Here is a 25,193-nt window from a genome sequence, read left to right as displayed (position 1 = left end):
CGGGCGGTTCCCGCCCCGTCGGTGACTCGCCGTAGTCGTCGCTCAGTCGTAGCGGCCGCGGCGGTACTGGACCGGCCACTCGACGTCTGCGCCGAGTTCGTGGGCGGCCTCAAGCGGCCAGTGGGGGTGTCGGAGCATCTCGCGGCCGAGCGCGACGAGGTCGGCCCGCTCGTTGCGGACCAGGGCGTCGGCGTGGGTCGGCTCCGTGATCCCGCCGACCGCGGCGACGGGCACGTCGGTCCCCTCGCGGATCGCCTCGGCGTAGGGTACCTGATAGCCCGGGCCGGCGTTCGGGATCGCTTGGTCCGGGTGGATCCCGCCGCCCGAGACGTCGATCAGGTCGGCGCCGGCCTCGGCGAGTACGGGGGCCAGCCGCACCGAGTCGTCCACGTCCCACGAGTCGCGGTCGGGGAGCCAGTCGGTCGCGGAGATCCGGACGAACACCGGCTTGCCGTCGGGCCAGACCTCGCGGACGGCCTCGACGACCTCGCGGAGGAGCCGAGTGCGGTTCTCGAAGCTCCCGCCGTACTCGTCCTCCCGGTCGTTGGTGACCGGCGAGCAGAACTGGTGGAGCAGGTAGCCGTGGGCCGCGTGGACCTCCGCCACCTCGAAGCCGATGTCGTGCGCGCGCTCGGCGGCGGTCGCGAACGCGTCGATGACCTCGTCGACGCCCTCGCCGTCCAGCCGGCGGGTGTCGGCCAGGTCGCCCTCGTCGACGTTCGCGTGCGGGTACGGCTCGTCGGTCGCGGAGACGGTCTCCCACCCGTCCGCCTCGTCGGCGGGAATTGGACCGCTCCCCTCGGCCGGCGGGCGGTGAGAGGCCTTCCGCCCGGCGTGAGCCAGCTGGATCCCCGGGGTCGCGCCCTGCGACCGGACGAACTCGACGATCGGTTCGATCGCCTCGGCGTGCTCGTCGGACCAGATCCCGAGGCAGTTCGGGGTGATGCGGCCGCGCGGTTCGACGCCGGTCGCCTCCGTCATCACGACGCCCGCGCCGCCGGCGGCGCGGGCGCCGAGGTGGACGCGGTGCCAGTCGTTGGCCAGTCCGTCCTCGGCGGAGTACTGGCACATCGGCGAGAGCATTACGCGGTTCCGGAACTCGGTCTCGCGCAGCGTGAGCGGTGTGAACAGCGTGTCGGTCACGGCCGAGTGAACGACCGCCGCGAGGTAAGGCCCTCCGATCCCCCGCCCGGATCGCCGCAGATGGTTTAGGTCGACCGAAATCTATATCCCCGCCGGTCTCTGACCGGGTAGTAATGACAACGGGAGACCGGATCGAGCGGGACGCCGAATCGGCGGCCGACGAACGGCCGACCGTCGCTGCGACCCGCTGTTCTCAGGATCGGACCGTCTTCACCGAACAGGGCAACACCGACGCGTGGATCGCGACCGACCTCACGGTCGATCTCGACTTCGAACGGTAACGCGAACGTCTGTCGACCCCGCTGGCGCCGTCTCCTCTACCCTCCACAGTCGCTGTCCCCGCTACTCTCCACAGTTGCCGCTCGGCGACGCCACTCACTCCTCGGAGCGCAGCGTCTCTCCCGGTGCCCCGGGCGCGCGCGGCGTCGACGCGACTCCCGCCCTCGCGTCTCCCTCGCGGTCGCGGCGCTCGTCGACGAGCGCGCGGATCCGGTCGAGGATCGCGTCGTACCGGCCGCGATCGGACCCCTTCTCAAAGTAGGCGTCCGCGCCGGCGCCGAACGCGGCCGCCTCGCGCTCCTCGCCCGGACACGTGGTGTAGAACACGACCGGAACCCCGCGGTCAGCCTCGCGCAGTCGCTCGGTCAGGTCGACCCCGGACCCGTCCGGAAGGCGCTGTTCCGTCACGACGCAGTCGACCGAGACCCGCTCGCCGTCGAACTCGACGCCCGTCTCGACGGCGTCGAGCGCGTCCGCGAAGCGGTCCACGGTGCGGACCCGAACGCGATCGGTGAGCCGCGCCGCGAACGCCTCCAGCAGCTCGGCGGAACGCGGGTCCGGCTCGACCTGGAGGACGGTGATCGGTCCCCCGTCGGTCCTCGGGGAGTGGTCGGCGAGCGATTCGGATCGATCGGGGGCTCCGTTCGGGTCTGCGCGGGCGTCGGACGGCGGCGGTGTGTGGTCGGTCATGTGGTGTGATGGCGAGCGACGACTCGGCGGGAAACAACAACTTACTACGAGAGTTGTGACTCTTCTTCGTACCATCGTCGGGCCGTCGACGGCATAACAATTGCGCGATCACCGTTGTCACGCCCCTCAGAGCCGATTATTCGGTAGTATTACGAGGAAATCACCGGACGCGTCCGGGGTCGACGACGAGTGGCGCGCGATCACCGATTCGCTGTGCGCACGGGTGCCGTACCCCGCGGATTCGCTACGCGAACAGGTCCCGGGCCTCGCGGACCGCGTCGACGAGCGCGTCGACCTCCTCGATAGTGTTGTAGAAGTAGAAGGAGGCGCGCGCGGAGGCGGCGACGCCCATCTCGTCGTGGAGCGGCTGGGTGCAGTGGTCGCCGGCGCGGATCGCGACGCCGTAGTCGTTGAGGATGCTGGAGAGGTCGTGGGCGTGGACGCCGTCGACGTTGAACGCGACGAGGCCGCCGCGGTCGTCGCCCGGGGGGCCGTAGATCTCGACGCCGCCGAGCGCCTGTAGCTCGTCGTAGGCGTACTCGGCCAGCAGGTCCTCGTGGGTCTCGATCCGGTCCATGCCGACCTCCTCGAGGTACTCGATCGCGGCCGCGAGACCGATCCCCTGCGCGATCGAGGGCGTCCCGGCCTCGAACTTCCACGGGAGGTCCTCCCAGGTGGAGTCCTCGAAGGAGACCCGGCGGATCATGTCGCCGCCGTAGAGGTACGGCTGCATCCCCTCCAGGATCTCCTCGCGGCCGTAGAGGGCGCCGATCCCGGTCGGCCCGCACATCTTGTGGCCGGAGAAGGCGAGGAAGTCGACGTCGAGGTCGCCGACGTCGACCGGGCGCGTCGGCACCGACTGCGCGGCGTCGGCGAACATCAGGGCGTCGTGATCGTGTGCCAGATCGGCCAGCTCGCCGATCGGGTTCACGGTGCCGAGCGTGTTCGACACGTGGACGACGGACACCATCTCGGTGTCGTCGTCGATCAGGTCGGCGGCGTCGTTCATGTCGAGCCGGCCCTCGTCGGTGACGTCGACGAAGCGCACGTCGGCGCCCGTGCGCTTGCCGATCTGCTGCCAGGTGACGAGCGAGGCGTGGTGTTCCATCTCGGAGAGGACGACGTTGTCGCCCGGTCCCAGCTCCGCGAGACCCCACGCGTACGCGACGAGGTTCATCGCCTCGGTCGTGTTCTTCGTGAAGACGATCTCCTCGCGGCCCGCCGCGCCGACGAACTCGGCGACCGCGTCGTGAGCCTCCTCGTAGGCGACGGAGGCCTCCTGGCTCAGCTGGTGGATCCCGCGGTGGACGTTGGCGTTGTAGCTCCGGTAGTAGTCGGAGATGGCGTCGACGACCGGGTCGGGGGTGTGCGAGGTCGCCGCGTTGTCGAGGTAGACGAGCGGCGTGTCGTCGCCCTCGCCCTCGCCCGCGGTCTCCGGGTCCCCGCCGACCTTTCGATCGAGGATCGGGAAGTCGGCGCGGAGCGCCTCCACGTCGAACGGGTACTGTTCTTGGACTCCCATTACCCGACATGCGGTCCCGAACACTAACACACCTTCGGTCCGGTACGTCTTGCGGGTATCGCGGACGCGCTGAGCGCCGCGGTCCGCGGGGGTTCGCACCGCCTGCTCGAACCGGGTCGGGCCGCGGACCGCCCGCCTACTCGCCCCAGTCCGGGTTCGCCCGCGGCGGCGAGAAGATGTCGAAGCCGACGACGAGCTCGTCGGTGCGGTTCTCGGCCGCGTGCGGTTCGCCGCCGGGGATCACGTACGTGTCCTCGGGGCCGACGACGCGCTCCTCGCCGTCGACGAGGAACGTCAGCGTCCCGGCCGTGATCACGCCGATCTGCTCGTGCGGGTGGTCGTGTTCGGGCACCCCCTCGCCCGGCTCGATCTCGAACCGCTGAATGCTCGTGTCTCCGCCGACCGCGCCCTGCGTCAGGAACACGCCGTCGACCGCCTCGACCGCCTCCACGTCCGCGTCGGGTACGACGTCCATACGCCCTCGGGCGGCCCGGAGGCACCTAAATCCGCGGGAACTGGCGGCCAGAGCCGAGGGCGGATGCCGGTGCCTGCCGGGTCCGGCCCCTTACGGGAACGGGTGGTACGGGCGGTCGAGCGCCGGCTCGAACCCCATCGACCGCGGCACCTCGCGGGCGCGGTCGCCGAAGAAGGGGTCGCCGGTGAAGAGGGGCTGCGCGCCCGGCACCAGCACGCGGACGGCCTCGAAGCCGAGCGAGGCGAGGTCGCGCGTCGTCACCCGCGCGACGTACGGGTCGAGTCCGACGGCCTCGACGCGGTCGATCGCGGCCGCCAGCTCCTCGGTCCCCGACAGCGCCGGCTCGCCCAGCCCCTCGGTCGGGACGGTCGCGTCCGGGTCGAAGAACGCGGCCGTCTCCGCGGGCAGGTCGGCGTGGTGGCCGATCGCCGCGCCCTGCTCATCGGCCGCCTCCCGGCCCATCGAGCGCAGTTCGGTCCAGTTCTGGAGCGCCTCGGCGAGCGCGCTCCGCGCCGCGGCGGCCGGATCGAGGTCGGCGCCCGACCCCGCGGCGAACCGCGGCCAGTCGCCCTCGCGGCTCACGCCGACCGCGACGACCGGCACGTCGACGTCGGTCGTGACGAGCAGGGGCGTCACCGACAGCGACTCCGCGCGCGCCCGCTTCTCCAGCTCGGCGAACCCGGGGTCGTCGAGGTCGAGCCCGAGCGGGTCCGTCGTGGAGTACCAGCTGGTCATCGTCGCGTCGCGCTCGATCGTCTCGTAGAGTCCGGAGAGCGCGGCGTCGGGGCCGGAGCTCCCGAGTCCGAGCCCGGTCGTGATCGGCGGGCGGTACCGCCGCTCCGGCGGCGGGAACCCGACGAACTCCGCGGGGAGGCTCGCCGGCTCGCCCGTCCCGAGGCGCTCGCCGCGGACCCACGGGAGCCGGTCGTCGCGGTCGTACGCCTCGGCGTCGTTGGGGCGGACGAACGCGTCCGGCGTGACCGGGTTCGGGACATTTTCGGCCGGCGCGCGCGTGAACTCGGCCTCGCGGTAGACGCCGGCCGCGTACCGCTCTAACCCCTCGCCGAGCGCCTTCATGAACGCGGCGTCCCAGTCGGCGGCCGCCCCGCCGCCGAAGTCGGCCGCGTCCGCGTCCGAGAAGGGCGTCGTGTCGGCGACTCGGGCGACGTAGTACGGCACCGGGAACGACTCCTGCTCGCCGACCTCGCGCAGCGCGCCGACGCGGGGGTCGACGGCCCGCTCCGCGCGGTCGATCGCGGCGTCGAGGTCTCGCTCGGCGTGACCTCTGGGGAGCGCGTCGCCGGGATCGGAGCCGCAGTCGCAGCCGGGAACCGGGAGGAGCGTCCGCTCGCCGCCGGGCACCTCGACGACGGTGTCCGCCACCGGGTCGCCGGCGAGCAGTCGGATCGCCCGCCGTCCGGCCACCGCGCCGGCGTAGCGCACGGCCGACCGGCGGCCGGTCGGCGCGTCCGCCGGCTCCGCCCCGCCGCTCTCGACGCGGGCGCGCAGGCAGTCGTAGCAGGCGTCGTCGAGGACAGTCACCGCGGCGTCGAGTTCGGCGAGGGGGACGCCGCCGAGTCCGCCCACCTCGACCGCGATCCACCGGTCGAGCAGCTCGTTCGCGGTCGCGAACGCGGCCGATCCGGCGGTGTCGACGACGACCGCGGTGTCGAACCCGTCGAGCAGGTCGGCCTCGACGGGCATCACGTTCACGTCGACGTCGCCGAGCGCGGCCGCGGCGGCCTCGACCGCGGGACCGTCGCCGACAAGTCCGATATCCATACCCGGTCGACGCGAGGCGGCGAAAAAAAGCCGCGGGTCCGCGGCGCAGCGGCGCAGCGGCGCACGCGCCGCGCGGGACCGCGGCGGGAAACGGGGGGAGCGAGGAGCAGAGCGGGAACGACGAAGAGGAGCGTTCGGTCGCGCGGTCAGGCGGGCGTCGCGGCCATCATCTCGGCGGCCTCGGCGGCCAGCGCCTCGGCGTCGACGCCCCGGAGGCGCTCGTCACCGAGCTTCAGGCGGAGCCGCGGTCGGCCGACGTCGATCGGGACCTTTTCGGTGTCGATGATCCCCAGGTCTTCGAGCCGGGTCTTCGTCCGGGAGAACGTCGCCTTCGAGGCGATACCGACGTCTTCGCCCCACTTGGAGATGTCGTAGAGGAGCACATCGTTCTTCGCCGCGACGAGCAGCGAGACGGTCACCTCGTCGAGGTCGACGGTCTCGTCGCTCTCGGCCGCGTCGAGCACGGCGTCGAAGTCGGCGCGGGCCTCGGCGCCGATCTCGGACTCCAGCGTCTCGCGGACTCGGCTGATCGCCGGCGTGCGGAGCGTGTACGCCTCCGCGTCGTCGAACGCGCTCCGGTGGGTCTCGTACACCTCGTCGACGAACTCGCCGTCGTCGGTCGAGAGCGCGGCGACGCCCTCCCCGACGGTGACCAGCGCGACGACCCGGGACGGGGAGACGAACAGGGCGTTGTCGACCGCGCCGTCGAGCACCCGAAGGTCCAGGGCGCCGTCGGCGACGAGGTCCGCGGCCCGGGACGCGACGACGAAGTCGTCCAACACGTCCTTGAGCGTGCGTTCGTCCGCGAGCATCGACAGTTTCGGGAGGTCGTCCCGCCCGACGGCGGTCTCGACCAGCGATACGATCGTCTCCGCCGAGGGGTCCACGACGAGCAGCTCGTCGTCGTCCCCGGTAAAGGCCGCTTCGAGCGCCGCCTCGACGTCCGCTTCCAGTAAATTCGACACCATTTATCTCTCCGTATAAAAGTCAGTTGCGTATTTAATATTAACGGGATTTAGAGAGCGAACAACTCACGTAGCGGGGCTGAAACGGCCGAAAATAGGATATTCTGTTCATCGAAGAGCGACACGAGACGAGCGGGAGTTCTCCCCCGGGCGGCGACGGACGCGGCGACGGGCGCGGTGGCGTGTCCTCGGACACGGCGACGGGTGCGGCGGCGTGTCCTCGGGCGCGACGAGGCGACTTCCGACGGCGACGGAAGGATTAATGCGCGGTCGCGCCCGGGTTCGCACATGGACCACGAGCACGTCCGGGAGGTCGACCCGGCGGTCGCCGACGCGCTGGCTGGCGAGCGCGACAGACAGGAGCGGACGCTCGCGATGATCGCGAGCGAGAACCACGTGAGCGAGGCGGTGCTGGAGGCGCAGGGGAGCGTCCTCACCAACAAGTACGCCGAGGGGTATCCGGGGTCGCGATACTACGCCGGCTGCGAGTACGCCGACGAGGTCGAGGAGCTGGCGATCGAGCGCGCGAAGGAGCTGTGGGGCGCCGACCACGTCAACGTCCAGCCCCACTCCGGCACGCAGGCGAACCAGGCGGTGTACTACTCGGTGCTCGAACCGGGGGACAAGATCCTCTCTCTGGACCTCAACCACGGCGGCCACCTCTCGCACGGTCACCCCGCGAACTTCACGGGGAAGCTGTACGACGTCGAGCAGTACGAGGTCGACCCCGAGACGGGGTACATCGACTACGAGGGCCTCCGCGCCGCGGCCGAGTCGTTCGATCCGGACATCATCGTCTCGGGCTACTCGGCGTACCCCCGCACCGTCGAGTGGGAGCGGATTCAGGCGGCCGCCGACGCGGTCGACGCCTACCACCTCGCGGACATCGCGCACATCACCGGCCTCGTCGCGGCCGGCGTCCACCCCTCGCCGGTGGGCGTCGCCGACTTCGTCACCGGCTCGACCCACAAGACGATCCGCGCCGGCCGCGGCGGGATCGTGATGTGCGACGAGGAGTTCGCGGACGACGTCGACTCGGCCGTCTTCCCCGGCGGGCAGGGCGGCCCGCTGATGCACAACGTCGCCGGCAAGGCGGTCGGCTTCAAGGAGGCCTTGGAGCCGGAGTTCGAGGAGTACGCACAGCAGGTCGTCGACAACGCCGAGGTGCTCGCGGAGACGCTGCAGGAGCACGGTCTCTCTCTGGTCTCCGGCGGCACGGACAACCACCTCGTGCTGGCCGACCTGCGCGACTCCCATCCGGACCTCTCCGGCGGCGACGCGGAGGACGCGCTCGCGGCCGCGAACATCGTCCTCAACGGGAACACGGTCCCCGGCGAGACCCGGTCGCCGTTCGATCCCTCGGGGATCCGGGCGGGTACCGCCGGGCTGACGACCCGCGGCTTCGACGCGGAGGCCATCGAGGAGGTCGGCGACCTGATCTACCGCGTCGTCGACAACGTCGACAGCGAGGACGTCATCTACGAGGCCGGCGAGCGCGTCGTCGAGCTCTGCGAGGCGCACCCGCTGTACGAGTGACGACGGAGCGGTCGCCCTCGACCGGCTCCGGTCGCCGCCGCCCCGCGCCGCGGAATCCGTGCGGTAAAAGTGGGGGCGGCTCGCACGGGTCGGTATGGACGCTCCGCCGTTTCTCGCCGCCCGCCTCGACCGCGGCGCCGCGCCGCTCGCCGTCGGGGACGTGATCGCGTTGATCCTCCTTTTGACCGTCGGGACGCTCAACCACACCTCCGTCGAGTTCGTGACCGCGAACCCGCTGTACCTGCCGGAGGTGTACGCGCCCTTCCTGATCGCGTGGGCCCTGATCGCGCCGCTCGTCGGCGCCTACTCCGCGGGCGCGGCCGAGACGGCGAAGTCGTCGGTCCCGCTCGTCGTTCGGTCGTGGATCCCCGCGGCGGTCGTCGGGCTCGCTCTCCGCGCGTTCGTCTTCCGCGGCGGCGCCGAACTCACCTTCGCGGCCGTCATCCTTGTGACCGGCTCCGTCGCGCTCGGCGGCTGGCGAGCCCTCTACTTCCGGCTCCGGTAGTCGCTTTTCACGGTCCGACCTCGGCGCCTGACCGCCGTTCTCTCCGACTCGTCGCGAAGCTCGTCGATCGCGTCGACGCGGTCTCGGACCGGTCATAAGTTATGCGTAAAATTCGTGTGTTCACAATCGAACTACCTCCGAACCACGGGAAAGATTTAATACCGATTTCCGAGTAGTATTCGATGGAAACATGACTGGATACTACGACTACGTCCTCGGGCTCATCCCGGCAGCGCTGATCGGTGTGACCGCGCTCCTCTCTCTGGCCGGGCTGTCGTTGACGTCGGCGATGCCCGCGGGCGCGGCGGCGGCGGCCGCCGTGATGGCCCACGCGGTGTTCGTCAGGGCACCAGTCAGCGACGACGGCTCCGCGGTCGCGGAGGCGTCGCGTCCCGGTCGAGGCGAGACCGGACCGGGCGGGCAGTCGTCCGCGTGACCCTCGACCGATCGCCGCGTCCTGTACCGTTTAGTCCCCGCGCCCCGACTGGCCGGGTATGACCGACGCCCTGTTCCTCACGAGTTCCGAGGTCGACGACCTCGCGGAGCCGGCCGACTACGTCGCCGCCGTGCGCGACGCCTACCGACAGGTCGGCGAGGGCGCGCCCGCGGAGCCGCGGACGAAGCTTCTCAACCGCGAGCCGGCGGGGATGTTCACGACGTACGCCGCCGTCCTCCCAGAGACGGGCGCGATGGGCGGCTACGCCTACTCCGCCGGCTTCGGCGCGGAGGACGCGTGGTTCATGACGCCGCTGTTCGACGCCGACTCCGGCGCGCCGCTCGCGCTGATCGACGGCGCGTCGATGAACCCGTTTAAAACGGGCGCTGCCGGGGCGGTCGCGGTCGACGCGCTCGCCCGCGACGACGCGACCGAACTCGCCGTGATCGGCAGCGGCGCGCAGGCGCGCGGGCAGGTCGCGGCGACCGCGACGGTCCGCGCGTTCGAGGCGGTCCGCGTCTTCTCCCCGACTCCGGAAAGTCGGGAGTCGTTCGCCGCCGACTTCGACGAGCGCCTCGACGCCGAGGTGTCGGCGGTCGCGAGCGCGAGCGACGCGCTGGCGGGCGCCGACGTCGTGATCACCGCGACGACCGCGAGCGACCCCGTGCTCGACGACGCCGACGTGGAGCCGGGGACCCACGTCACGGCGATGGGACAGTACGACCCGGAAAAGAACGAACTGCCGCCCGAACTCGTCGCGCGGGCGACGTACGTCCCCGACCTCCGAGCGCGCGCGACGCAGGACGCCGGGTCGTACCTCGCCGCGGTCGACGCCGGCCTGATCGAGGCGGGCGAGGGCATCGCGGCCGACCTCGGAGAGGCCGTCGCCGGCGACCACCCCGGGCGGACGAGCGACGAGGAGGTGACGGTCTTCGACTCCGGCGGGACTGGCGTGGAGACGGTCGCGGCCGCGCACATGCTGTACGAGCGCGCGAGCGAGAAGGGACGCGGGCAGACCATCGACTTCGCGCCCGCGAGCGAGGCGCTGACCGGGGAGTAGGCGGAGAACCCTCGGTGGCACGGAATTCAAGTGCCGCGCCCGCCTCCCGGCGCACATGCTGATCGGCATCGTCTCCGACACGCACGACGACCTGACCGCGGTCGAGGCGGCCGTCTCGCTGTTCGAGCGCGAGGGCGTCGACGCGGTCGTCCACTGCGGCGACTTCGTCGCGCCCTTCTCGGTGACGCCGTTCGACGCGGACTTCGACTTCCACGCGGTCCGCGGGAACAACGACGGGGAGTGGGCGGTCGAGTCGACGGTCGAGGCGTTCGGCGAGTACCACGGCGAGGCCGCCGCGCTCTCGTTCGAGGGCGGGAGGGCGGCGGACGCCGTCGACGTCGCGGTCACCCACGGGACCAGCGACCTCGTCGTCGACGCGCTCGTCGACTGCGGCGACTACGACTACGTCCTCCACGGACACACCCACGCGCACGGCGTCGAAGCGCGCGGTGGGACCGTCCGCGTGAATCCGGGCGGGCTTCCGATTCCGGTCGACGGCGCGGACGACGCCTTCCGGGTCGCGACGCTTGAGACGGCGGAGTCCGGGGCGGACGCGGTGACGCACTACGTTCTCGACGATTAACTTCAGAAGCACGGTGAAGCCGCATCTTCGACTGCCTATTCCCCCACATGTGGAGAAACATGTATTGGAGTCGAACCGGAATAACACGATATGGCGACTGAAGAGAGGTCCGAAGAAACGACGGTCAGCGATCGGGGGATGGTCACGATCCCGGCAGACCTCCGCCAGCGACTCGACATCGAGCCGGGTGACAAACTCCGGTGGACCACAGACGAAGACGGTGCGCTCTCGGTCGAGATCGTCCATCAACGCGAGGGCGTGTTCGACGATTTCGAACCCGTGGACGCCGGCGAGACGAACGCCGTCGAAGCGGAGGCCGAGTTCGGAGGGGAGTGATGGCGGTCGCCCTCTTGGACACGAACGTCCCCTTCGCCAGTGCCAGCGCCCGCGACGAATACCACGACCGCGCGCTGGAGATCGTCCGCGGAATCGACCACGGGGAACTGCCGAACGCCGTCCTGACGGACTACGTCGTCGCGGAGCTACTGAACCTCTCTCGCGAACAACTCGGCGCAGACGCCGCGAACCGACTGCTGGATCGGCTTATCGAGGGCGCGCATTTCGAGATTGTCCACTCCCCGAAAGTGGATTTCAACGCCGCACAGCCGCTTTTCCGCCAACACAGCGAACTCTCGTTCGTGGACGCGACCATTGTCGCGTACCTGAATAGAGAGGGCATTGAGTACCTCTACTCCTTCGATGATGACTTCGACGTAATTGACGGCTTTACGCGGTTGGAGACCGCTGACAACCCCTTCAGTTAGCGGGTTTTGGTGTGAGTGACTTTCTCACGAACTCATCAATGCCCCTGGGGCAGGACACCGCCAAACCCCCCAGCCGATCGCTTATAAATAGCTGCCAGCAGATCGACGGCGGACACCGCCAAAGCCCCAGCCGGGAGGACTCGATGCGCTCGCTGTGGTCCTCAGTCGCTCGTTTCACTCGCTCCCTGCGGTCCTTGCGTCGCGCGTCTTCGTCCTCCCGGCTGCCCCTTCGTGTCCCGCCCAGCACCGTAACCGCCGGAAGACGGTCCTGCTCATTCACTTCGTTCGCTGCGCGGGCTGCGACTTCCGTGCTCCCGCTCGCTCCCTTCGGTCGCTCGCGAGACCGCACCTCACGCCTCCCCAGCCTCGTCTACCGGTCTCCGCTTTGCTCCGACCGGTAGACTCCCTCGCGCGTGCGACTCACGGCCTTCGGCCGCTCGTCGGCACACGCCACCGCATTGTGAGTTATAAGCAATTGCGCCGCCGCCGACTGTGTTTAAACCACGGTCCCACCCCGAGTTTTATCGCCGCTCGCTCGCTCCGTGTCTCCATGAGACACGCACAGGGACCGCTCCTCACGATCGACCTGACGGAGCGGACCGCGTCGACGACGGCGATCGACGACCGGCTCGCGACGTTCGTCGGCGGCCGCGGGCTCAACACGTCGCTCGCGTACGACCGGATCCCGTTCGACGCCGACCCCCTCGGACCCGAGAATCGGCTGTACTTCTCCACGGGACCGATGCAGTACTCGACGACCTCCTACACGGGACGGATGGCCGCCACGAGCCTCTCGCCGCTGACGAACGGCTTGTGCTCGTCGAACGCGGGCGGGTTCCTCTCGCGGAACTTCACCGGCGCGGGGTACGCCGCGGTCGAACTCGTGGGCGCGAGCGACGACCTGCTCGCGGTCCACGTCCGCGAGGTCGGCGCGGACGGCGAGCCGGACGTGACCTTCGAGGCGGTCCCGGACCTGGCGGAGGCCGAGGTGTCGGCCGTGTCGGATCGGTTCGCGGAGACGCGCGACCTGGAGCCGGAACACGTCGCCTGTATCGGTCCCGCGGGCGAGAACGCGGTGCGGTTCGCGTCGGTCATGACCTCGGACACGCGGGCGTTCGGCCGCGGCGGGCTGGGTGCGGTCCTCGGCTCGAAGGGCGTGAAGGCGCTCACCTTCGACGGAGAGGCGGCCGCCGAACTCGACCTCGACTGGCCCGACGAGGCGGGCGAGGTCCACCGCGAGGCGGCCACCTCCGACTCGATCATGAAACGGCAGGGGACGACGAGCGTGACGGAGCTGGCGAACGAGGTCGACGCGCTCCCGTCGTACTACTTCGCCGAGACCTCCTTCGAGGGCGTCGAGGGCATCTCCGGCGACCGCGTCGCAGAGAAGAAGTACAAGAAGGGGACCTGCTCGCAGTGCGCGTTCGCCTGTAAGCTCCCCACCCGCGACGAGGAGACGGGCGTCGAGACGGAGGGACCGGAGTTCGAGACGGTGATGGCGTTCGGGTCGAACGCGGGCGTCGACGACGTCGTCGACGTGATGCGCGCGAACGAGCTGTGCGACGAGCTGGGGCTGGACACCATCTCCTGTGGCGACGTCGTCTCGATGTTCTTAGAGAGCGAAGACGAGTTCGGCAACGCGGGGCTGGTCCGCTCGCTCGTCGAGCAGATCGCCTACCGCGAGGGCGTCGGCGACAAGCTCGCCGAGGGCGTCCACCGCGCCCACGAGGAGTTCGGCGCCGAGGACTGGACGGTGAAGGGGATGGCGTTCGCCGGCCACGACGGGCGCGCGCTCAACGGGCAGGGGCTGGCGTTCGCGACCGCGAACCGCGGCGCCGACCACATGTACGGAGAGTTTTACCCCTACGAGTACCCGCTCGTCGACCCCGACGACGCACTCGACCCCGAGGGGCTGGAGGGGAAACCCGAGAAGCTCGTCGCGAAGGAGAACCGCAACGCGGTCCTCGACTCGGCGGTGATCTGTAAGTTCTCTCGGGGCACCGTCACCGACGACCGGCTCGCGGCGCTGCTCGACGCCGACTACGACGCGCTCCAGTCGCTCGGCGCGCGAATCGTGGAACTGGAGCGCGCGTTCAACAACGCCCGCGGCTTCGACCGGGGCGACGATACCCTCCCGTACGCGGACGCGATCGAGGGGTTCGACGCGGCGCTCTCCGAGTACTACGCGCTCCGCGGCTGGAACGACGACGGCACGGTTCCCGACCACGGCGACGGACTCGACGCCGGGAGCCGCGCGACCGCCGACGACTGAGCGGGTCTCACTCTCGCCCTGCGCCCGGTTCGACGTCGACGCCGCGGAACTCGAACCGGGCGCCGCCGGTCTCGCTCTCGACGGCTTCGACCGTCCACCCGTGCGCCTCGGCGACCTCGGCGACGATCTTCAGCCCGAAGCCGGTGCCGTCCGGCTCGGAGGTCACGCCCGCCTCGAACACCGACTCCCGGTCCGCGGGGTCGATCCCGGGACCGTCGTCCGCGACGTAGAAGCCGTCGCCGCCGGAGAGCGCGCCGACCGTGACGGCGACCTCCGGTCCAGCGTGCGTCACCGCGTTGACGAAGAGGTTCTCCAGCGCCTGCCGCAGTCGGCTCCGGTCCGCGGCGACGACGGCGTCCGTCTCGACCGCGAGCGTCGCCGACTCGGTGTCGACGGTCTCCCAGCACTCCGCGGCGAGGTCGGCCAGCGAGACGGGTTCGGTCTCGTCGATACCGGCGCCCTGGCGGGCCAGCGCGAGCAGGTCCTCGATGAGCGCGTCCATCCGGTCCAGCGAGCGCTTCACCGCGCCCAGCTCCGCGACGTCGACCGACTCGTCGGCGAGCCGCTCGGTGACGATTTCGAGGTTGCCGGCCGCGACGTTGAGGGGGCTTCGCAGGTCGTGCGAGACGAGGCTGGCGAACTCCTCCAGTCGGTCGCGCTCGCGGGCGACCTCCGCCTCGCGCCGCCGGAGCTGTCGCTCCCGCTCGATGCGGACGAGGACCATCGTCACCGTCGCCGCCCAGATGCGCGCCACCGCGAGATCGGAGTCGTCGAAGGCGTTCGGCACGGTGGCGCCGACGTTCAACACGCCGTATCGGCCGAGCGGAACGACGAGTTCGCTGCGTATCGTCGAGCCGTCGCTGTAGCGGTCGGGGTCGTCGCCGACGTCCGCCACGTACGTCGGCTCGCCGCTCTCGAAGACCTCCCAGGTGATGCTCCGCTCGTCGGCCGCGAACGTCGGGTGCTCGCCGACGACCGCGTCGGCGGTGTCGGTCCAGACGATCGGTTCGAGCGCCTCCCGCTGCTCGTCGAACAGCCAAATCCCGGCGATCGGGTGGCCCAGAACGTCGTCGACGTACGACACGGCGGCCTCGGCCGCCGCCTCCCTGTTGGTCGTCTTCAGCAGCTCTCGAGTCGCCTCGTGGAGCGATTCGAGCGTCTCCGTGCGGCGCTGGAGCGCCAGCCGCCGCGTCCGCTCGTTCGAGACGTCTATCGCGGTGACGACCGCGTACCGCTCGCCGTCCAGTTCGAAGGGACCGACGCTGACGCGGACCGGGACCCGAACCCCGTCGTCGCGGCGCACGACGAGTTCGAACCCGTCGGCGAGCGACCGCGCTTCGCCCGCGCGAACCGCGTCGACCAGCGCCGCCACGTCGTGTCGGGAAGCGTCGTCGACCGCCTCGTTCGTCTTGGTCGCCTCGTTCGTTTCGTTCGTCTTGGTTGCCTCGTTCGTCTCGTCCGTCTCGGTCGCTTCGTCGCCCGGGACGGCACCGGTTTCCGTGCCGTCGGGGTCGCCCGAGTCGCCGGAGTGCGCTTCGAAGACCGTGATCGACGCGGATCCGTCCCGCCCGAACTCCGTCGGCTCCTCGAACACCTCGCCGATCGAGCGGTCCGAGAGACCGTCCGGATCGAGTCCGAACACCGTCTCGACGCTCGGCGTTCCGGCGTGGACGACGCCGTCGCGGTCGACGACGAGCGTCGGGTCCGGCGTCGCGTCGAGCGCCTCCGGGAACTGGTCCATCGTTACTCCTCTGTCGGCTTGTGTACGTGCCCACACTCCGGGCAGCGAACCTCCTCGCCCCGGAGATCCGCCGAGGAGGCGCGCACGTCGCGCATCACCTCGCTGATCTTGTCTTCCGCCTCCAGTTCGTCGGCGACCGCGAGGTCGACGCCCTCGACTTCGAGGAGGAACTTCGCGACCTCCGTCACCTCGTACATCATCTCGTCGAGGTCCTCGGCGGTGAAGAAGCCCGACATCGCGCCGTAGAGGAACGTCGCGCCCGCCTTCGTCACCTTCTCCTCGAAGGAGTAGCGCGCCTGGTTGACCGCCTGCGGGGTGTACGTGTCGGTCATGAACGGTACCAGTTCGGGGAGGTTCTCGCCGATCTTCGTCATCTCGACGCCCGTCTCGGTGCGGAAGTCGGCGCAGAGCCGCGCGATCGCCCACTCGCGGGCCGTGATGTACGTCCGGTCGCGGAGGAACTCGTTGACGCGCTCGTAGCGCGCCCCGTCCATCTTCTTGAACCGCTCGTACTTGCGGACGTCCCTCGGCACGTCGCCGTCGGTCTCGTCGTCGGCTGTGCTCGCGTCCTCCGCGGACGCGGCCGCGCCGCGCTCGTCGGTCGATGCCGCCTCGGTCGTCTCGTCGTCCGACGGCGGATCGGGGGCCGCGCCGCCGTCCGTGTCACCGTCCCCTGGAGGGGATCGGTCCGCGGCCGAATCGCCGGTTCCGTCGGCGGAGTCGGCCGATGGACCGGTGTGGTCGCTCATACGTTCGAAACCCCGCGGGCGGGCAAAAGCCTTGTCGGTGGTCGGCCGCTCGGAGATCCACTTTTGTACCGTCGCGTGGAGGGGTGGCACATGAAGGTGCTCTGCGGGATCGGCGGCAGCGACGACTCGTTCCGCGCGCTCGACCGGACGGTCGACCGGGCGGCGGTCGCGAACGACGACCTGACGATCGCCGTGGTGGACAACGAGGACTCCTCGGTGTCGCCCGACGAGGTCGTCGAGCGCGCCGAAGCGGCCGTCGACGAGGCGGGAGTCGCCGCCGAGGTGCGACGCGTCGAGGGCGATCCGGGAAGTCGATTGGTCGAGATCGCCGAGACGGAGGGGTTCGAGGAGATCGTCTTGGGCGGCGGCCACACCAGCCCGATGGGGAAGATCACGATCGGGTCGATCGCGGAGTTCGTCCTGTTGAACGCGAAGACCTCGGTCACGCTGGTCAGATGAGCGACCGAGGGTACCCGGACGCGGTGGCGGACGAGTTCCCGCCGCCGCCGACCGCGTTCACCGACCGCGAGGACCGCGAGATCGAGATCCGGCCGTACGAGGGGGACGAGGAGGTGCGAGAGGCGCTCGTCGAGATGTACGACGACTTCGACCCGGCCGACCGCGCGCAGGGGATCCCGCCGGGCGGCGAGGAGCGCATCCGCGAGTGGCTCGACGCGATCCTCCCCGGCGACTGCTACAACGTGATCGCCTGGTGCGGCGACGAGGCGGCCGGCCACGCGACGCTCGTCCCCGACGGCGACGCCTACGAGCTGGCGATATTCGTCCATCAGGAGTACCAGCGCGCCGGGATCGGCACGCACCTCATCCGCGGGCTGCTCGGTCACGGGCAGGCGAACGGCGTCGAGAAGGTGTGGCTCACCGTCGAGCGGTGGAACCGCGCCGCCGTCTCGCTGTACAAGAAGATCGGCTTCGAGACCTCCGACGCCGAGAGCTTCGAACTGGAGATGGGGCTGCGGCTCCGCGCGGACGGCGAGGGGTCGGCGGCGGGGAGCGACGAGTCCGATGCCGATGAGTCCGATGCCGACCAGGTCGACGGCGACGAATCCGAGGTCGACGCCGGCCCCGAGTCGGACGCGGGCGACGAGTAGGGTTGGCCGGAATCTTCAAGTCTTTAGGGGCGGCGCGCGACCGCTCCACCATGAGCCATCGAATTCTGCTGTTGGGGGCGCCTGGCGCCGGAAAGGGGACACAGAGCGCGAAGCTGGCCGACGAGTACGGCGTCGAGCACGTCACGACCGGCGACGCGCTCCGCGCGAACAAGGACATGGAGACGGAGTACGGCACGCCGCGCTCGTTCATGGAGGCGGGCGAGCTGGTGCCCGACCCGGTCGTCAACGAGATCGTTCGGGCCGCGCTCGACGACGCCGACGGGTTCGTCCTCGACGGCTACCCGCGCAACCTCGATCAGGCGGAGTACCTCTCTTCGATCACGGACCTCGACGCCGTGATCCTCCTCGACGTCGACGAGGAGGTCCTCGTCGACCGGCTCACCGGCCGCCGGGTCTGCGACGACTGCGGCGCGAACTACCACGTCGACTTCCAGCCGCCCGAGGAGCCGGGCGTCTGCGACGAGTGCGGCGGCGAGCTGATCCAGCGCGACGACGACACCGAGGAGACCGCCCGCGAGCGCCTCGAAGTGTTCTACGAGAACACCGAACCCGTCATCGACCACTTCCGCGACGAGGGCGTCCTCGTCGAGGTCGACGGCGAGGCGACTCCGGACGAAGTCTTCGACCGGATCCGCGACGTCGTCGAGAACTGATCGGCGAGCGGCCGCCGATCGCCCCGGTCCCGCGCCCCGGCCCCGTGCCGACGCCGTCGGGAGCCGATCCGAGCCGCGATCCTACAAGGTTCTTAACCGTCGACCGCTAATCGGCCGCTAATGAGCAAAGTCGAACGGCGGGTCCGCTCGCTGGTCCGCGAGGACGGCGAGATGCGGGACGCCATCCAAGTCGTCCTCGACAGCGCCAGCGGCGGCGAGGTGCGCTGGGTCGACGTTCGCGACGAGATCACGAGCGGGCAGTGGGGCCGGCTCATCGAAAAGGAGATCCTCGTCGACGGCGACGAGGGGTTCGCGCTCGCCGACCGCGAGGAAATCGAGGCCGGTATGGAAGACGATTCTGGCGGCAGCGACGTTGAGACGCCCGAGACGACCAGCTGGTCGAAGTGGGACAAGCTGGCCGGGCTGGCGACGCTCGGCGCCTTCGTCGGCTACGCCGTCGGGCCGGTCCGCGACGCGGTCGCGGGCGGCATCGATGTCGTCCTCGGTCCCCTCCTGAACCTCGTCCCCTTCTACGTCGTGATCATGGTCGTCGCGCTCGCGACGGGGCTGTACTCGACGCTGCTGCGGGCCGGACTCATGGACATGGAGAAGATGAGCGCGTACCAAGAGCGGATGAAAGACATTCAGGAGCGCCGGAAGGAGGCCGAAGAGCGCGACGACGACGAGGCGCTCGACGAGATTCAGGAAGAGCAGATGGAGGCGATGGGCGACCAGCTCGGCATGTTCAAAGAGCAGTTCCGCCCGATGGTGTGGATCATGTTCCTCACCATCCCCGCGTTCCTCTGGATGTACTGGGTGATCGGCTACCGCGGTTCGACCTCCGCGTACCCGGACATCGCCGCGCAGGAGCTCGTCGTCCCGCTCGCCGGCAGCGTTACCTGGGACACCGGGATCGTCGGGCCGATCCAGATGTGGATCCTCTGGTATTTCCTCTGCTCGATGGCGTTCACCCAGCTGGTCCAGAAGAGCCTCAACATCGAGATGTCGCCGTCCTCCTCGTAGGCGACGCGACCGGCTTTTCCCTCGATTCGCGCGCTCACTCACGTTCGGCGAGGAACGCTCTCACCTCGTCTCTCGCCGGTACCGAACCCATACCGCCGACCGACCCGACCGACAGCGCCGCGGTCGCGTTGCCGAACGCGAGCGCCTCGCGGAGCGGTTCTTCGTCGCCGTCTTCGGACGCCTGCGCTCCGGCGAGCCGCGAGAGCAGTCCCGCGGTGAACGCGTCGCCCGCGCCGGTCGCGTCGACCGCCTCGACCGCGAAGCCGCCGTGTCGGACCGTCGCGGCTCCCCACGGTGCCGCGTTCGAACTGACCGCCAGCGCGCCCTCGTCGCCCGTCGTGACGACCGCGGTGTGCGGCCCGAACTCGATTAGGTCGCGCGCCAGTTCGACCCCGTCGTTGGTCGACAGTCCGGCCGCCGCGACGTCCTCGTCGCTACACAGCACCACGTCGCTCTCGGCGACCGCCTCGCGGACCGCGGTCGACACCGCCGCCTCCGCGCCGTCCGGGACCAGATCCGAGCGGTAGTTCACGTCGAACGAGACCGGACGGCCGGCGGCGGTCGCCGCCGAGAGCAGTTCGCGGGTCGCCGCTCGGCCGCCCGGGTGCGTCAGCGCCACGCCGCCGAGGTGGACCCACGGCGGATCCGTCGGTCTCTCGGTCGATTCCGCGGTACCCTCCGCCGTCAGCGCGTCGGTCGGCACCGACTCCGGGTCGAACCCGAACGTCACGTCTCGGGAGCCGTAGAAGCCGAACCGCGGCCCCGCCGCGCCGGGCGGCGACACCACCGCGAGCGTCGTCTTCCCGTCGACGCGCTCGACGTGGGTCTCCGGGATCCCCTCGGCCGCGAGCGTCTCCGCGAGGAACTCGCCGAAGGAGTCGTCGCCGAGCCGCGTCCAGAACGCGGGCGGTGAGCCGAGCCGCGCCAGCCCGACAGCGACGTTCGCGGGCGCGCCGCCGGGGCGGTGCGTGTAGCCGTCGACCTCGCGCAGCGTCGCGCCCGAGTCCGGCACGAAGTCGACGAGCGTCTCTCCGGCCACGAAGATGTCCGCCATCGGGCGGAGGAGCGCGGTCGAGTCGTATGAAGGTACGGATCGGGAGCGCGGCCGCGGTCCCGACTCGCCCGTCGCGGTCGCGTCGCCTACTCGCCCGTCGCGGTCTCGGCGGCGTCGATCTCCTCGGCGTCGATCTCCTCGGCGTCGACCTCCTCGGCGACCGCCTCGAACGCCGCGAGGATGACGCGCTTGCACGCCTGCCCCTCGGTGCTCCAGTGGTGGGCGTAATCGAGCATGTCGTCGTAGATGTCGGGCTTGCAGCCCGCGGCCTGCGGGTGGCCGCCGCCGTTCACCCGGCCGGCGACCTCGTGGGCGTGTCGGAAGTCGTCGGAGCCGCGGATGGATGCGGACCCCGCGGGCTTGACGATCACGGCGGCGTCGGCGCCCGCCTCGCGGAGCCGCTCCGCGACCTCGTTCTGCGAGCAGCGACCGTAGGTGACAGCGACGCGCCAGTCGCCGACTTCGTGGGTGACCGCGCGGTCGACCGCGATGTCGATTCTGGCCTCCTTCTCGACCCGGCGCGCATCGACGAACGACCGCACCGTCTCGGGGAGGTCGACGCCGTACGCGCCGATGACCGCGGCGTACTCCTCGGCGCCGGCCCAGTAGGAGTAGTCGGCGAGGTCCTCGGAGCGCGGGTCCTCCTTGATCCAGAGGTCGTGGTCCCGGGTGACTTCGGCGAGTTCGGTCCAGCGCTCGTCGAACGCGTGATCGAGCGACCGGAGCGTCACGTCGGCGGTACACTCCTCGTCGGAGTCGCCGACGACGAGGTCGACGCCCGCCTCGCGGACCGCGGCGGCGGTCTCGTCGTCCCACTGGTGGTGGTCGAACCAGCGGATCGAATCGGTCGACTCCGCGAGCGCCGCCAGCGGCTCGGCGATCCACTCGTAGTCGTCGGGACAGAGGTCACAGACGAAGAGATCGATCCCGTCGTCGGCGTAGGCGTCGACGCGTTCGAGCGCGGTGTCGATCGAGTACGGGCCCGCGGAGAGCAGCCCGACCGGCGACTCGACGTGGGCGTCCGCGAGGGGGTCGTCCTCGCGTTCCTCATCGGATTCCTCGGCCGCGTCGCCCGACTCGTCGTCGTCGGCAAGCCGCGCGGCGATGGCGTCCTCGAAGGGCGCGACGTCGAGCGCGGCGTCGTACGCCTCGCGGATCATCGCGGCGCAGGCGAGGCCGTCGGCGTCGCCGTCGGCGATCACGACCGCCTCGCTGCCCTCGATCGCCTCCCTCGCCCGTCGCTCCGCGCGTTCGTCGTCCAGCGAGTCGGGGTAGAAGAATCCCTTCCCCGGCAGCTTCGTGTACCGCGACCGGGGGGCGTCCCCCGTCTCGATGAGGTCGTCGTCCATACCGTCGAGGCGGGCGGCAGCCGGAAAACTCCGCCGCTCTCGCGGCGGGCAGCGGGTACGTCGCCCTCGCGGCGCTCAGATCGTCGTGCGCCGCGGGTCCTCCTCGGTCAGCTGTCGCACCGTCAACACCGGGATCGGGCAGGTCCGGACGACGCGCTCGGCGACGGAGCCGATGAGGAAGCGGTTCTCGCCGTGGCGCCCCCGAGTCCCCATCGCGACGATGTCTGCGTCCACGTCGCGGGCGTACGCGTCGATTTCGGAGGCCGGGCGTCCCTCGCGGACCTCGATCGTCACGTCGAGGTCGGCGTCGCGGTCGCGGGCCGCGTCCGCGACGCGGTCGAGCGCGTCGCGCCCCTGGTCGTCGAGCGCGTCGCGGAGGTCGTCGCGAACCCTGTCGGGAGACGACTCCACCTCGCCGGCGTCGACGACGTACACCGCGTGGACCTCGGCGTCGAACCGCGCCGCCACGTCGACCGCGACCGAGACGGCCCGTTGGACGCTGTCGGAGCCGTCGGTCGCGACCACGATGGTGTCGAACATGGACCCTCGTTCGCCGCAACGATACCTAAAACCCGGCGGTCGGCGGAGGGGGACACGACACGAAGCGGCGCGAATGCGACGACGATTCTATTTATAAATGACGGGACGGGGCGGTGGCGCGTGCCTCCGAGCGCCCAGCGGGCGCGAGGAGCACGCGCGAGGGAGTCGGCCGACCGGAGGGAGGCCGACGAGGCTGGGGAGGTGTGAGGTGCGGTGCTGTGCGGGGCGGGACTCAAAAGGGGCGGCCGGGAGGACGAAGCCCGACGACGTAAGCACCGAAGCGAGCGTAGCGAGCGAGGCGCGTGGTTCGAGAGAGCTTCGCTCTCTCGTCATCACGAAAGGCGCGAAGCGCCTTTCGAACGACAGCGAGTCGCGCGAGTCCTCCCGGCTGGGGCTTTGGCAGTGTTCGTCGTCGATCTATCGTCTGTTATTTATAAGCGAGCGGCTGGGGCTTTGGCGGTCTGTGCCGCCGGTTCGCTGCCGACTATTTATAAAAATCTCTCGCGCGTCAGGACGCGTTACGCTAAGAAGACGTGCCGCGGTCGGTCGGCGAGCACGTCGCGGCCCCATTCGACGGTCTCGGAGAACTCGTCGGAGCGGAAGAAGGCCATCGCGTCCTCCTTCGCGTTCCACTGGCTGGCGATGAACATGTCGTTCTCGTCTTCGACGTTCACCATCAGGTCGGTCTCGACGTGGCCGTCCATCTCGGCGAGCAGGCCGCCGACGTCGTCGAAGGTGTCGACGAACTCCGACTGGTAGTCGGGCTTGACCGTGTAGAACATGCCCATCGTCCCGAAGCCGGACTCCTCGCCGGCGCGGGCGACGATGTCGGGCAGCTCCGAGAGGAACCCGGCCGCCGTCTCGGCCGCCGACGCGGTGTCCCAGATGGAGACGACCGCGGCGCGGTCGGTGTGGCGCCCCTCGTACACCGCGGTCTTCACGTGGGTGCCGTAGTGGTCGAAGTTGCCGCGGAGCCCCTCGACCTCGTCGAACAGCTCCTCGGTGTCGGCCTCGCTGTACAGCACGGTGGCGTACACGTCCTCGCCGTGGGGCTTCCCGGCGTAGATGTCGAGGTCGGCGAGCTCGCCGCGGATGTCCTCGTCCGCGCCCCCGTCGCCGCCGTGACCGTCCTCCTCGCCGTGTCCGTCGCCCTCACCGTGGGGATGGTCGCCCTCGCCGCCGGTCTCCTCCTCGCCGTGCGGGTGGTCGCCGTGGGCGGAGCCGCCGCTCGCGCCCGAGTGGTCGTGCCCTTCGCCGTGTCCGTGCCCGTCGTCGCCGTGATGGCCGCCGCCCTCTCCGTGGCCGCTCCCGCCCTCGCCGTGACCGCCGCCCTCACCGTGACCGCTCCCGCCGTGGGGGTGGCCGGCGCTGTCCGCCTCGGGCTCGCGCCCGGTCGGGACCGTCTCGCCCGCGAGGAACGCGTCGAGGTCGCGCGGCGGGAACCGGCGGCCGACGTAGAAGTCCCCGAACTCGCCGTACCGCGAGGAGGCGGGGTCGAACCGCATCTCGTAGACGATGTCCTTGATGTCGGTCGGGTCGGACCCGAACAGCGTGACGCCCCACTCGTGGTCGTCGAAGCCGACGGAGGAGGCGATCACCTGCTTGATCTTCCCGGCGTACTCCTTGCCCACCTCGCCGTGGCCGGCCATCAGGTCGGCGCGCTCCTCGAACTCGAGGTCGTACCAGTTGTGCTCCTCGCCGCGGCGCTTGCTCATCGGGTAGAAGCTGACGTACTCGTCGTCGGGGATCTCCGGCTTCAGCTTCCCCTCGATGTACCGGCGCAGCCCCTCGTCGACGGCGTCCGCGCCCTCCTCGAAGTAGTCGTCGGAGACGTACCCGGACACCTCGGTGACGGAGACGTACGAGGTCTCCCGTTCGGTGAACTCCGCGAGCGCGGTGTCCTCGAAGCGGCGCTCGATGGCGGACAGATCGTCGAGCGACGGCCGGAAGTGGAGGAACATGAGGTCGGCCTTGTGCCCGAGCACGGAGAACAGCGCCGACTCGCCCGCGTCGGCGTCGGCGACCAGTTCGCGGTGTTTCAGGAAGGCTTCGCCCTCCTCGATCGCTCGTCGTCGCTCGGACTCGGGCGCCTCGCGCCAGGCGTCCCAGTCGATCGAGCGGAAGTCGTGTAGCGAGAACCACCCTTCGGCGGTCTGTGGAGCCTCGACCATACGCCGGGTTTGGTCCCCGCGACTTAGGGGTTTGCGGGTTATCCCGCGCGCCGGAAAGGGGACCACGGTCGCGGGTTCCGCGCGCCGGAAATTGATCCCCTCGTCGCCGTGACCGAAACCCTTTCAGCGCGACCCTGAAAGGTGGGAACGATGCGGAAAAGCGGCCCGCCGAAAGGACTGATCTCGTATCTCGTGTTGGAGCTGCTCGACGAGCGCCCCCGGTACGGGTACGAGCTGCTCGGCGAGATCACGGAGATAAGCGGCGGGCACTGGGAGCCCTCCTACGGCTCCGTCTACCCCATCCTCTACAAGTTCGAGGAGGAGGGCGTCGCGGAGCGCGTCGAGCGCGCCGACGAGCCGGACCGCAAGTACTTCGCGCTCACCGACGCGGGCCGCGAGGAGCTGGCTGAGAAGCGCCGCGAGATCGGCGGCGAGGCGGAGGACTTCGGCGACGTGGTCCTCGGCTTCTATCACCTGTACGCCGCGCTCGCCACCGACGACCGGTTCGAGGTCGACGACGCCGAGGGCGACTGGGGGTACTCCGAGCGCTACAGCGCGTGGATCGTCGAACAGATCATCCGGCACCACGAGCGCGACTTCGGCGAGTTCGAGCGGATCGACGCCTCGCCCGAGGAGTTCTACGACGAGGCGGACGGGACCGACCCGGACGGGACGGACCCCGATTCGTCCGAGACCGAGATGGCCGACGGCGCCGAGGAGCCGGAGGGGACCTCGTCCGGCGCGGCGGACGACTGAGCCGCGCGGTCCCTC

Annotated in this window: 26 protein-coding genes; 14 read left to right on the top strand and 12 right to left on the bottom strand. The window is 70.2% G+C overall.

What is annotated here, in order from left to right:
* Positions 1-42: 42 nt before the first annotated feature.
* The gene (locus tag J2744_RS11025) at positions 43-1,143 is read right to left on the bottom strand and encodes an NADH:flavin oxidoreductase/NADH oxidase (protein WP_210113409.1); all 1,101 of its coding nucleotides are present in this window, start codon (positions 1,141-1,143) and stop codon (positions 43-45) included.
* 113 nt (positions 1,144-1,256) lie between these two features.
* On the opposite strand from J2744_RS11025, the gene J2744_RS11020 reads away from it, so the two are divergent.
* Entirely contained in the window at positions 1,257-1,424 is a 168-nt protein-coding gene (locus J2744_RS11020) for a DUF7331 family protein (RefSeq protein ID WP_210113408.1), read from the top strand.
* 94 nt (positions 1,425-1,518) lie between these two features.
* On the opposite strand, the gene J2744_RS11015 is transcribed toward J2744_RS11020, so the two are convergent.
* The 5 genes from J2744_RS11015 to tbsP all read right to left on the bottom strand — a co-directional run bounded on the left by J2744_RS11015 (position 1,519) and on the right by tbsP (position 6,859).
* Complete coding sequence (locus tag J2744_RS11015; RefSeq protein WP_210113407.1) at positions 1,519-2,112, bottom strand: response regulator; 594 nt, start codon at positions 2,110-2,112, stop codon at positions 1,519-1,521.
* 244 nt (positions 2,113-2,356) lie between these two features.
* On the bottom strand, positions 2,357-3,634 hold the full coding sequence (locus J2744_RS11010) for an aminotransferase class V-fold PLP-dependent enzyme (protein ID WP_210113406.1): 1,278 nt from the start codon (positions 3,632-3,634) through the stop codon (positions 2,357-2,359).
* A gap of 136 nt (positions 3,635-3,770) precedes the next feature.
* The gene (locus J2744_RS11005; protein WP_210113405.1) at positions 3,771-4,109 is read right to left on the bottom strand and encodes a cupin domain-containing protein; all 339 of its coding nucleotides are present in this window, start codon (positions 4,107-4,109) and stop codon (positions 3,771-3,773) included.
* A 90-nt stretch (positions 4,110-4,199) separates the two neighbouring features.
* Positions 4,200-5,891: a YcaO-like family protein gene (locus tag J2744_RS11000; protein ID WP_210113404.1), complete on the bottom strand. Its 1,692-nt coding sequence runs from the start codon at positions 5,889-5,891 to the stop codon at positions 4,200-4,202.
* 146 nt (positions 5,892-6,037) lie between these two features.
* A complete protein-coding gene (tbsP, locus tag J2744_RS10995; RefSeq protein WP_210113403.1) occupies positions 6,038-6,859 on the bottom strand; it encodes a transcriptional regulator TbsP in 822 nt (273 codons plus the stop codon).
* Between the two features lie 285 nt (positions 6,860-7,144).
* On the opposite strand from tbsP, the gene glyA reads away from it, so the two are divergent.
* From glyA to J2744_RS10955, 8 genes are all read left to right on the top strand, one after another.
* The gene (gene glyA, locus J2744_RS10990; protein ID WP_210113402.1) at positions 7,145-8,392 is read left to right on the top strand and encodes a serine hydroxymethyltransferase; all 1,248 of its coding nucleotides are present in this window, start codon (positions 7,145-7,147) and stop codon (positions 8,390-8,392) included.
* 94 nt (positions 8,393-8,486) lie between these two features.
* Entirely contained in the window at positions 8,487-8,897 is a 411-nt protein-coding gene (locus J2744_RS10985; protein WP_210113401.1) for a DUF3054 domain-containing protein, read from the top strand.
* 190 nt (positions 8,898-9,087) lie between these two features.
* A complete protein-coding gene (locus tag J2744_RS10980) occupies positions 9,088-9,333 on the top strand; it encodes a hypothetical protein (RefSeq protein ID WP_210113400.1) in 246 nt (81 codons plus the stop codon).
* 58 nt (positions 9,334-9,391) lie between these two features.
* Entirely contained in the window at positions 9,392-10,393 is a 1,002-nt protein-coding gene (locus tag J2744_RS10975; RefSeq protein ID WP_210113399.1) for an ornithine cyclodeaminase family protein, read from the top strand.
* A 55-nt stretch (positions 10,394-10,448) separates the two neighbouring features.
* The gene (locus J2744_RS10970) at positions 10,449-10,976 is read left to right on the top strand and encodes a metallophosphoesterase (RefSeq protein WP_210113398.1); all 528 of its coding nucleotides are present in this window, start codon (positions 10,449-10,451) and stop codon (positions 10,974-10,976) included.
* Positions 10,977-11,066: 90 nt separating this feature from the next.
* On the top strand, positions 11,067-11,312 hold the full coding sequence (locus J2744_RS10965) for an AbrB/MazE/SpoVT family DNA-binding domain-containing protein (RefSeq protein ID WP_017343986.1): 246 nt from the start codon (positions 11,067-11,069) through the stop codon (positions 11,310-11,312).
* The gene (locus tag J2744_RS10960) at positions 11,312-11,740 is read left to right on the top strand and encodes a type II toxin-antitoxin system VapC family toxin (RefSeq protein WP_210113397.1); all 429 of its coding nucleotides are present in this window, start codon (positions 11,312-11,314) and stop codon (positions 11,738-11,740) included. The genes J2744_RS10965 and J2744_RS10960 overlap by 1 nt, the downstream gene beginning before the upstream one ends.
* A gap of 550 nt (positions 11,741-12,290) precedes the next feature.
* The gene (locus J2744_RS10955; protein WP_210113396.1) at positions 12,291-14,012 is read left to right on the top strand and encodes an aldehyde ferredoxin oxidoreductase family protein; all 1,722 of its coding nucleotides are present in this window, start codon (positions 12,291-12,293) and stop codon (positions 14,010-14,012) included.
* Positions 14,013-14,019: 7 nt separating this feature from the next.
* On the opposite strand, the gene J2744_RS10950 is transcribed toward J2744_RS10955, so the two are convergent.
* Together J2744_RS10950 and J2744_RS10945 are read right to left on the bottom strand one after the other, a co-directional pair.
* Entirely contained in the window at positions 14,020-15,753 is a 1,734-nt protein-coding gene (locus J2744_RS10950; RefSeq protein WP_210113395.1) for an ATP-binding protein, read from the bottom strand.
* Between the two features lie 2 nt (positions 15,754-15,755).
* Positions 15,756-16,502 (bottom strand): DUF5806 family protein, encoded by a 747-nt coding sequence (locus tag J2744_RS10945; protein ID WP_210113394.1) that lies wholly within the window; start codon positions 16,500-16,502, stop codon positions 15,756-15,758.
* 90 nt (positions 16,503-16,592) lie between these two features.
* Here J2744_RS10945 and J2744_RS10940 point away from each other — a divergent pair, with 90 nt between their 5' ends.
* The 4 genes from J2744_RS10940 (at position 16,593) to J2744_RS10925 (ending at position 19,308) form a co-directional block, all read left to right on the top strand.
* On the top strand, positions 16,593-16,961 hold the full coding sequence (locus tag J2744_RS10940; protein WP_210113393.1) for a universal stress protein: 369 nt from the start codon (positions 16,593-16,595) through the stop codon (positions 16,959-16,961).
* A complete protein-coding gene (locus J2744_RS10935) occupies positions 16,958-17,611 on the top strand; it encodes a GNAT family N-acetyltransferase (protein ID WP_210113392.1) in 654 nt (217 codons plus the stop codon). The genes J2744_RS10940 and J2744_RS10935 overlap by 4 nt, the downstream gene beginning before the upstream one ends.
* 50 nt (positions 17,612-17,661) lie before the next feature.
* A complete protein-coding gene (locus tag J2744_RS10930) occupies positions 17,662-18,285 on the top strand; it encodes an adenylate kinase (protein WP_210113391.1) in 624 nt (207 codons plus the stop codon).
* A 120-nt stretch (positions 18,286-18,405) separates the two neighbouring features.
* Complete coding sequence (locus tag J2744_RS10925) at positions 18,406-19,308, top strand: DUF106 domain-containing protein (protein WP_210113390.1); 903 nt, start codon at positions 18,406-18,408, stop codon at positions 19,306-19,308.
* 34 nt (positions 19,309-19,342) lie between these two features.
* Here the strand turns inward: J2744_RS10925 and J2744_RS10920 are convergent, their stop codons facing one another.
* The 4 genes from J2744_RS10920 to J2744_RS10905 all read right to left on the bottom strand — a co-directional run bounded on the left by J2744_RS10920 (position 19,343) and on the right by J2744_RS10905 (position 24,422).
* A complete protein-coding gene (locus J2744_RS10920; protein ID WP_210113389.1) occupies positions 19,343-20,362 on the bottom strand; it encodes a carbohydrate kinase family protein in 1,020 nt (339 codons plus the stop codon).
* An 86-nt stretch (positions 20,363-20,448) separates the two neighbouring features.
* Positions 20,449-21,711, bottom strand: coding sequence for a DHH family phosphoesterase (locus J2744_RS10915; protein ID WP_210113388.1), 1,263 nt, complete (start codon positions 21,709-21,711; stop codon positions 20,449-20,451).
* A gap of 75 nt (positions 21,712-21,786) precedes the next feature.
* Positions 21,787-22,251: a universal stress protein gene (locus J2744_RS10910; RefSeq protein ID WP_210113387.1), complete on the bottom strand. Its 465-nt coding sequence runs from the start codon at positions 22,249-22,251 to the stop codon at positions 21,787-21,789.
* A 518-nt stretch (positions 22,252-22,769) separates the two neighbouring features.
* Positions 22,770-24,422: a heme-binding protein gene (locus J2744_RS10905; RefSeq protein ID WP_210113386.1), complete on the bottom strand. Its 1,653-nt coding sequence runs from the start codon at positions 24,420-24,422 to the stop codon at positions 22,770-22,772.
* Between the two features lie 150 nt (positions 24,423-24,572).
* Between J2744_RS10905 and J2744_RS10900 the strand changes: the two genes are divergently transcribed.
* Entirely contained in the window at positions 24,573-25,178 is a 606-nt protein-coding gene (locus J2744_RS10900) for a PadR family transcriptional regulator (protein ID WP_210113385.1), read from the top strand.
* Positions 25,179-25,193 lie beyond the last annotated feature (15 nt).

It is taken from the genome of Halorubrum trapanicum, assembly GCF_017873555.1.
Taxonomy (GTDB): Archaea; Halobacteriota; Halobacteria; order Halobacteriales; family Haloferacaceae; genus Halorubrum; species Halorubrum trapanicum.
This window is presented reverse-complemented; position numbering and strand designations above follow the sequence as displayed.

What these genes read in the sequence shown, in the direction of transcription:
- J2744_RS10905 (WP_210113386.1), bottom strand. Translation starts at nt 24,422, where the DNA reads ATGGTCGAGGCTCCACAGACCGCCGAAGGGTGGTTCTCGCTACACGAC.
- J2744_RS10965 (WP_017343986.1), top strand. Translation starts at nt 11,067, where the DNA reads ATGGCGACTGAAGAGAGGTCCGAAGAAACGACGGTCAGCGATCGGGGG.
- J2744_RS10955 (WP_210113396.1), top strand. Translation starts at nt 12,291, where the DNA reads ATGAGACACGCACAGGGACCGCTCCTCACGATCGACCTGACGGAGCGG.
- glyA (WP_210113402.1), top strand. Translation starts at nt 7,145, where the DNA reads ATGGACCACGAGCACGTCCGGGAGGTCGACCCGGCGGTCGCCGACGCG.
- J2744_RS10970 (WP_210113398.1), top strand. Translation starts at nt 10,449, where the DNA reads ATGCTGATCGGCATCGTCTCCGACACGCACGACGACCTGACCGCGGTC.
- J2744_RS10975 (WP_210113399.1), top strand. Translation starts at nt 9,392, where the DNA reads ATGACCGACGCCCTGTTCCTCACGAGTTCCGAGGTCGACGACCTCGCG.
- J2744_RS10915 (WP_210113388.1), bottom strand. Translation starts at nt 21,711, where the DNA reads ATGGACGACGACCTCATCGAGACGGGGGACGCCCCCCGGTCGCGGTAC.
- J2744_RS10985 (WP_210113401.1), top strand. Translation starts at nt 8,487, where the DNA reads ATGGACGCTCCGCCGTTTCTCGCCGCCCGCCTCGACCGCGGCGCCGCG.
- J2744_RS10935 (WP_210113392.1), top strand. Translation starts at nt 16,958, where the DNA reads ATGAGCGACCGAGGGTACCCGGACGCGGTGGCGGACGAGTTCCCGCCG.
- J2744_RS10910 (WP_210113387.1), bottom strand. Translation starts at nt 22,251, where the DNA reads ATGTTCGACACCATCGTGGTCGCGACCGACGGCTCCGACAGCGTCCAA.
- J2744_RS11020 (WP_210113408.1), top strand. Translation starts at nt 1,257, where the DNA reads ATGACAACGGGAGACCGGATCGAGCGGGACGCCGAATCGGCGGCCGAC.
- J2744_RS11000 (WP_210113404.1), bottom strand. Translation starts at nt 5,891, where the DNA reads ATGGATATCGGACTTGTCGGCGACGGTCCCGCGGTCGAGGCCGCCGCG.
- J2744_RS10930 (WP_210113391.1), top strand. Translation starts at nt 17,662, where the DNA reads ATGAGCCATCGAATTCTGCTGTTGGGGGCGCCTGGCGCCGGAAAGGGG.
- J2744_RS10960 (WP_210113397.1), top strand. Translation starts at nt 11,312, where the DNA reads ATGGCGGTCGCCCTCTTGGACACGAACGTCCCCTTCGCCAGTGCCAGC.
- J2744_RS11015 (WP_210113407.1), bottom strand. Translation starts at nt 2,112, where the DNA reads ATGACCGACCACACACCGCCGCCGTCCGACGCCCGCGCAGACCCGAAC.
- tbsP (WP_210113403.1), bottom strand. Translation starts at nt 6,859, where the DNA reads ATGGTGTCGAATTTACTGGAAGCGGACGTCGAGGCGGCGCTCGAAGCG.
- J2744_RS11005 (WP_210113405.1), bottom strand. Translation starts at nt 4,109, where the DNA reads ATGGACGTCGTACCCGACGCGGACGTGGAGGCGGTCGAGGCGGTCGAC.
- J2744_RS11010 (WP_210113406.1), bottom strand. Translation starts at nt 3,634, where the DNA reads ATGGGAGTCCAAGAACAGTACCCGTTCGACGTGGAGGCGCTCCGCGCC.
- J2744_RS10900 (WP_210113385.1), top strand. Translation starts at nt 24,573, where the DNA reads ATGCGGAAAAGCGGCCCGCCGAAAGGACTGATCTCGTATCTCGTGTTG.
- J2744_RS10950 (WP_210113395.1), bottom strand. Translation starts at nt 15,753, where the DNA reads ATGGACCAGTTCCCGGAGGCGCTCGACGCGACGCCGGACCCGACGCTC.
- J2744_RS10925 (WP_210113390.1), top strand. Translation starts at nt 18,406, where the DNA reads ATGAGCAAAGTCGAACGGCGGGTCCGCTCGCTGGTCCGCGAGGACGGC.
- J2744_RS10920 (WP_210113389.1), bottom strand. Translation starts at nt 20,362, where the DNA reads ATGGCGGACATCTTCGTGGCCGGAGAGACGCTCGTCGACTTCGTGCCG.
- J2744_RS10945 (WP_210113394.1), bottom strand. Translation starts at nt 16,502, where the DNA reads ATGAGCGACCACACCGGTCCATCGGCCGACTCCGCCGACGGAACCGGC.
- J2744_RS10940 (WP_210113393.1), top strand. Translation starts at nt 16,593, where the DNA reads ATGAAGGTGCTCTGCGGGATCGGCGGCAGCGACGACTCGTTCCGCGCG.
- J2744_RS10980 (WP_210113400.1), top strand. Translation starts at nt 9,088, where the DNA reads ATGACTGGATACTACGACTACGTCCTCGGGCTCATCCCGGCAGCGCTG.